Origin of the sequence: Phenylobacterium sp. (genome assembly GCF_035309685.1) — a bacterium.
In the GTDB taxonomy this organism is placed as follows: Bacteria; Pseudomonadota; Alphaproteobacteria; order Caulobacterales; family Caulobacteraceae; genus Phenylobacterium.
In genome coordinates, this window is the sequence record NZ_DATGEX010000055.1 from 1 (window position 1) to 6,161 (window position 6,161).

General features: G+C 71.5%; 7 protein-coding genes. 5 read left to right on the forward strand and 2 right to left on the reverse strand.

Features of this window, described 5'->3' with window-relative positions; genetic code table 11:
* On the forward strand, positions 1-787 hold a 787-nt coding region (locus tag VKQ35_RS17300), incomplete at its 5' end, for a DnaA N-terminal domain-containing protein (protein WP_324363867.1).
* A gap of 23 nt (positions 788-810) precedes the next feature.
* Here the strand turns inward: VKQ35_RS17300 and VKQ35_RS17305 are convergent.
* On the reverse strand, positions 811-1,260 hold the full coding sequence (locus VKQ35_RS17305; protein ID WP_324363869.1) for a hypothetical protein: 450 nt from the start codon (positions 1,258-1,260) through the stop codon (positions 811-813).
* A gap of 9 nt (positions 1,261-1,269) precedes the next feature.
* Entirely contained in the window at positions 1,270-1,632 is a 363-nt protein-coding gene (locus VKQ35_RS17310) for a hypothetical protein (RefSeq protein ID WP_324363871.1), read from the reverse strand.
* A gap of 313 nt (positions 1,633-1,945) precedes the next feature.
* Between VKQ35_RS17310 and VKQ35_RS17315 the strand changes: the two genes are divergently transcribed.
* The 4 genes from VKQ35_RS17315 to VKQ35_RS17330 all read left to right on the forward strand — a co-directional run bounded on the left by VKQ35_RS17315 (position 1,946) and on the right by VKQ35_RS17330 (position 5,944).
* Positions 1,946-2,836, forward strand: coding sequence for a DUF7146 domain-containing protein (locus VKQ35_RS17315; protein ID WP_324363873.1), 891 nt, complete (start codon positions 1,946-1,948; stop codon positions 2,834-2,836).
* On the forward strand, positions 2,818-3,522 hold the full coding sequence (locus tag VKQ35_RS17320; protein ID WP_324363875.1) for a thermonuclease family protein: 705 nt from the start codon (positions 2,818-2,820) through the stop codon (positions 3,520-3,522). The genes VKQ35_RS17315 and VKQ35_RS17320 overlap by 19 nt, the downstream gene beginning before the upstream one ends.
* A gap of 78 nt (positions 3,523-3,600) precedes the next feature.
* Complete coding sequence (locus tag VKQ35_RS17325) at positions 3,601-5,619, forward strand: chromosome partitioning protein ParB (RefSeq protein ID WP_324363877.1); 2,019 nt, start codon at positions 3,601-3,603, stop codon at positions 5,617-5,619.
* A 100-nt stretch (positions 5,620-5,719) separates the two neighbouring features.
* Complete coding sequence (locus VKQ35_RS17330; protein WP_324363879.1) at positions 5,720-5,944, forward strand: hypothetical protein; 225 nt, start codon at positions 5,720-5,722, stop codon at positions 5,942-5,944.
* Positions 5,945-6,161: the final 217 nt, after the last annotated feature.

The following is a 6,161-nucleotide window of genomic DNA, read 5'->3' on the forward strand; positions in this document are numbered from 1 at the left end:
CTCGGGCCAACCCCAGCGCACCGGCACGGTCCGCGCCCTTGGCTCTCCGGGGGGAGCCAGCGGTTTCGCCGGCGCGAACCCTGGACCCTCGGTGCACGCGGAAATGGTCCGCCAGGAGCTTCAGAGCGCCGTGCGCATCTGCCCGAGGCTGGCTCCGCTGGTCCCGGACCACGTCCTGAAAGACCCGTCCACGGCCACGCCGGAAGACGCCGCCCGGATCGCCGCCGCGGCGCCGTCGCTGCTGCCGGACCCCGAGCGGAACAACAGCCTTTCGGTGCAGTGGGGATGGGCACGCCACGGCATCCGCGTAGTCACCATGTTGGCCATCGCGCTGGAGGACCCCGAGGTCCGAAGCCCCTGCGCCTACTTCGGCGCCTTCGCCACCAAACCGTCCGGCGGCGTGCCGGACCTCCGGCTCAACCTGGCCAGGATCCTGAAGCAGAAGGGGGATATCCCGCCGGCCGAGATCACCCCGGCGCCGCGGCAGGAGCATGTTTTCGAGCCACAGCCGGAGCTGGCGCCGCTGATGTTTGCGCCGGGGGCGGACGATCCGCCCTGGCCGGAAATCAACGCCGAGGTCCGGCGGCTGATCCGGGACGGCGCCCATGGCAGCTGGTTCAACCGGATCGGATTCCACGGGATCGTCGATGGGGTGCTGACCCTCTCGACGCCGACCGGCATCGCCGCCGACCGGATCAAGCGTGACTACGTCGAGGCGATCAAGTTGGCCGCCGAGACCGTGGGGATCTTCGTCGACCGGGTGGTGCTGACGGTGAGGAAGCGGTGACGCGGGCGCCGGGCCGGCGCCGTCTAGGTCGCCGCCCCGCCGGGAGGATTCCGTGTCGGCGGATCGGCCAGGGCGGCGAAGATTGTGGCCAGCTGGCCATCGACCAGCCGGGCCGCCTCGGGAAGACCGATGTCGAGCGCCGGGAGCTCATCGAGGCCGTGTCGGGCGTAGGCCGGACCCACGGTTTCGATAAGCCGGGTGACCGCCGGCGCTGGGGCCTGAAGGCCCAGCTCGGTCGCAGCCTCGGCCGCCTTGGCTAGGTCGTGGCGGATTTCCCGGCGGTTCCAGTCGTCGCTGCGGCCGTGGGCGAGGAGGAAGGCCTTGAAGGCCAGTTCGAGCCCGACGCAGAGGCTCTGCAGGATGTGGCTTTGCGCGGCGGGATCGCCGCGCTCCGCTTGCAACGTCGCGCCGTGCGTGAACTCGGCCGCGCGCTCGGCGAAGGTTGCGGAAAGGGTCAGGTCTGGCTTTGCCAAGGAGGACCCCTAGACGACCTTTTGAGGCTCCAGGTCGCCGTGCCGGTCGGTGACACAGGTGATCGGGCCGACGTAGTGGAGGTCCTCGCGGATTGAGGCGATGGCGAGGGCGACGTCCTTGTAGGTCTTGGGCTGGTCGAACTTGGCCATGTTGAGACGATATTCGCCGGGCCGGTCGGACAGCCTGAAGAAGATGACCCACAAGCCGTCTTCCTGCTCGACAAGCCGCGCGTCGATCAACGTGGTGCCCTTGTCGAGCATCATAGTCAGGCTGCGGACACGAATGGCCTGGTCGCTGTTGGCGGTGCGAATCCACGCCTCGTCGCTGCGGTCGGCCTCGGCCTCGTCAGATGTTTCCTTGGAACCGGCCAATCACACTCCTCCACGCCAGGGAACGGCTAGCTTGAATCGCCCAAAGAGTCCTCCGCGAAAGCGTGACCGTGACAATTTGATGCGCGAAAATCGGGGTTTTGGCACATGATGCACAGGGCTTGGACGAGGAGTGGAAGGGGGGGAGCGCCCTCCCCCTGCGCCCGGGCCGCCGCCGGCGTCTCGGGCGACCCCCTCCAGCGGGGACACCCCGCAACGCCCCGTGAGACGTCGAGCCCGGCGCGGCGGGGCCGGCGCGATCGTCGGAAAGGCCGGAGGTGGGGTCCTGTGGGGTGAAGCTGATGGAGGCGGAGCCATGACCTTGAGATCAATCGTGCAGGCGCTGGGCGGCGACCTCTACGACGGCGGTCGCCGCGCCAACATCCCCGCCCCTGGCCACAGCGCCGAGGACCGCTCGGTCTCCCTGCTGCTGCAGGATGACCGCGTCGTCGTGCACACCTTCGGTGATGGCGACTGGCGCTCGGTCCTGGATTTCCTGCGCGACCAGCAGCTGATCGACGCCAGCAACGCCCCCCTGTCCGGACCAGGCCGGGGGCCGCGCCCTGGGCCGGCGCGGGACAGCAGCTCGGATACCGAGCGCCGGGACGCGGCCCTGCGGCTGTGGGAACCTGGCCGCGCGGTCACCGGCTCGCTCTCCGAGCGCCATTGCCGCCTGCGCGGCATCCGGCGCGACCTCCCCGGGCCGGCGGCCCTGCGCCATAACCACGATGCGGCCGTCTCGGCCTATGGGAGCGGTAAGCATCGCCGGCCGGCGCTGCTGGCCGGGATCCAGGCCGCCGACGGCAGGTTCACGGCGGTCGAGGTGACCTATCTGGCGCAGAGCGGCCAACGGGCGGTCGACCTGCGCCTTTCGCGCAAGACCGTGGGCCCGGCGCCAGGCGGCAGCGCGGTCCGGCTCGACCCGGCCGACGTCGAGATGCTGGTCGGCGAAGGGGTGTTCACGACCATGTCGGCCACGGAATGGTTCGGCCTGCCCGGCTGGGCGCTGATGTCGACCCGCAATCTGCGGGTCTGGACGCCGCCCTCGGGCGTGCGCTCGGTGCTGATCGCCGCAGACCGCGGCAAGGACGGCGAGGCGTCGGCCGATCGCCTGAAGGGCCGGCTGATCGGCCTGGGGGTGGCGGCCTCGATCGCCCTTCCGCCCGAGCCCTGGGGAGACTGGAACGAGTGGTCGTGTCGCCGATGAGCGCGCGGCGGCTGGACAAACGCATCTGCCTGTTGGCGATCGCGGTCCTGTTGGGCGCCGCCGCGCCCGCGCCCATTGTCGGCCGCGCCCGCGTCGTCGACGGCGACACCCTCACCGTCGCGGGCGTCCGTATCCGCATCTGGGGCATCGATGCGCCGGAGGGCCGCCAGACCTGCCAGGACGCCGCCGGCCACGGCTATGCGTGCGGGGAGGTCGCCACAGCGCGGATGCGCGCGCTGGTCGCCGGCGGTGACATCAGCTGCGTCGTGCGCGACCACGACCAGTACGGTCGATCCGTCTCCCAGTGTCGCGCTGGCGCCCAGGACCTGGGCGCCGCCATGGTCGGCGCCGGCCTGGCCGTCGAATATCGCCGCTTCGACGGCGGCGCCTATGCGGCGGCCGAGGCGGAGGCCCGGCGGGCCCGACGCGGCCTCTGGGCGGGGACCTTCGAGCAACCCTCGGAATGGCGCGCCGATGAGCGCGGCGCGGTCGCCGCCGCGCCGCCGGCCGCCGCCCCGAGCGGCTGTGTGTTGAAGGGCAACATCAACGCCAAGGGTTTGCGCATCGTCCATGCCCCGGGTCAGCGCGACTACGCCGCGACCCGGATCGACACGGCGCGGGGGGAACGCTGGTTCTGCTCGCTCGAGGCGGCCGCGGCGGCGGGCTGGACCCCGGCCCGGCGCTAGCAAAGGAGGGAGGAAGGGAGGGGCGGGGCGCGCCCAGGGGCAGGATGTCCCTCGCCCAGGCGCTGGAGCCTGATCCCCATGACCGACACCCAGACCGTCTCGGCTGTCCCGCCGACCCCGATGGCCGCCATCAAGGTCCGCCTCGGCGACCTTGGCCTCGCCCCCGAAAACCTCCGCTTCAAGGAGCCTGCGGACGAGGGCGTGCCGCAGCTCGCCGACACCATCCTGGCCGCCGGCGTGGTGATCCCGCCGATCGTGCGGCCTGGCCGAAGGGGCGAACAGGCCTTCATGGCGCTGGATGGCCGTCGCCGGCGCTTCGGCCTTCTGCTGCTGCGCGACCGCGGCGACCTGACCGACGACTACGAGGTCGACTGCCTGCTGGCCGAGACCAAGGCCCAGCAAGCGGCGGGCATCATGCTGCCGGCGACCGAGCACGCCCCGGTGCATATCGCCGACGTCATCACCGCGATCGGCAAGCTGCGGAAGTCGAAGATGGAGACCAGGGCCATCGCTGCGGCCCTGGGCTACGCTGAGCTGGAGATCAAGCGGCTGGAGGCCCTGGCGGCGGTCCATCCCAACGTGCTGAAGGCCCTGCGCCAAGGCCGCCTGACCCTCAAGCAGGTCCGGCTGTTCGCGCGCCTGCCCGACAAGAAGCAGCAGGCCGAGATCGCCCAGACCGCGCTCGACGGCCACTTCCAGGACTACCAGCTTCGCCACGTCATCGAGCGCGACCGCGCCACGATCGACGACGACCGCTTTACCCTGGTCGGCATGGACCGCTACGTCGCCGCCGGCGGCCGGGTGTCGAGCGACCTGTTCGGCGAACTGCCCGATTGCCTGCTGGATCCCGAGGTCCTGCAGACCACCTGGCGGGACCGGGTGCAGCCGATCGTCGACCAGCTGACCGCCGACGGCCTCACCGTCTTCGTCGGCCGGGAGGCGGGGTTCGGCGTGCCGGACGGGTACTACCGCCTGCAGCACGTCTGGGAACGTGATTTGACCGAGGACCAGGCCAAGGCCCTCGCGGACGCCCGCTACGAGGTCACCCGCCTCTCCAGCGAGTTGCAGGACCTCGATCCGTGGGCGGACGATGCGCCGGCGGCCATGGCCCCGGTGTTCACCGCCATGACCGCCGTCGCCGGCGCGCCCCTCACGCGCGACCGGATCGGCGCGGCCGTCCTGACGCCTTCCGACGGCTTCGGCGTGGCCGTGACCTACTTCTCGGTTCCGCTGCCCGCCGATCAGCTGCCCGATGAGGCCGAGGATGACGGCGATGACGAAGACGCCGCCGAGGTCGGCGGCCGCTACGGTCGGTCGTACACGGACGTGGAAATCCCCCGCGCCGATGTCGACGTCGCCGGCTCCAGCCACGTCCTGCACGAGACCCGCACCGACGTGGCCACCCGCGGCCTGATCCGCGATCTGGCGGACGATCCGGGCGCGGCCCTGACGGTGCTGGTGGCGCAGCTGTTCAAGAACCTGGCCCTGCACAGCTCGGGCAGCGCCGAAGAGTCGGCGGCGGCCATCAACGCCACCGCCTACCGGCGGGGGACGACGCCGGCGATCCCGGCCCTCGATGGCGAGGTGCGCGCTCGCCTCGACGCCCGCCGAGCCGCCTACAAGGCCAGCGGCCTGCGGCCCATACCGTGGGTGGAGACCCTGGCCCACGGGGACAAGATGGCGCTGTTGGCCGAGTTGGTGGCCATCTCGCTGAACGTCCGGGAAGGCCGCACCACCTCGCTGCGTCACGCCGCGCGGGCCGAGGCCGCCGAGATCGCCGCGCTCTGCGGCGCTGACATCTCGGCGCATTGGACGCCCGACGACGCCTACCTGGCCGTCCACTCCAAGAAGCAGCTTTCGGCCTTGCTGGAGGAGATGCAGGTGGAGGACGACCGGGCCAAGGCGCTGAAGAAGGACGACCTGGTCACCTTCGTCGCCGAGGCCGCGGCCGAGCGGCAGTGGGCGCCGGCGGCGCTGGCCTGGGACCGGCTGCCGGTCGAGGACGACGCCGAAGCCGACGACGCGGATGACCACGACGCCTCAGCCGAGGAGATGGAACGCCCCAGCGACGACGTCGCCGAGCCGATCGCAGCCTAACCCGCAACCGAGCCCCCGCTTTTCTTCAGGGCGGGGGCTCTTCTTCTGCAGGTCGTGACGCGAGGATTTCCCAGGCGGATGTCCCGCTGGAGAGACCTTGATGCAGTTTCCTGAGATCGACGCCCTGGCCCGCGCAGCCGCCGGCGCCGGCCCTTCGCCGAGCGATCCCCAGATCGCGGCGCTGTTCAACGCCCTGGGCCTGGTCGCCGATCAGAGGGCCTCGGCCGCCCGCCAAGCCCTGCAGCGGTGGGCGGAGGACCGCCGCGCACCGCAGGCCGAGCGCGACCACGCCGTCAGGCGGTTGGCTGAGCTGGCGGCCGGCTAGAGGCAAAGGGAGGGGGGCGAGCGGGCGAGCCCGTCGGGACTGGAGGGAGGAGCCCTCCGCCGCGGGTGATCGGATGACCCGCCATGAACGCCATGCTGCCCCTCTTCGCCGTCGCCGCCGGCGGCGATGACGCCACCCACAAGGCCGCCAACATCCTGGCCGCCGCCCGGTCCCTGTCCCCTCAGCTCAATCGCTCGCGCGCCCTGGACCGGCGTCT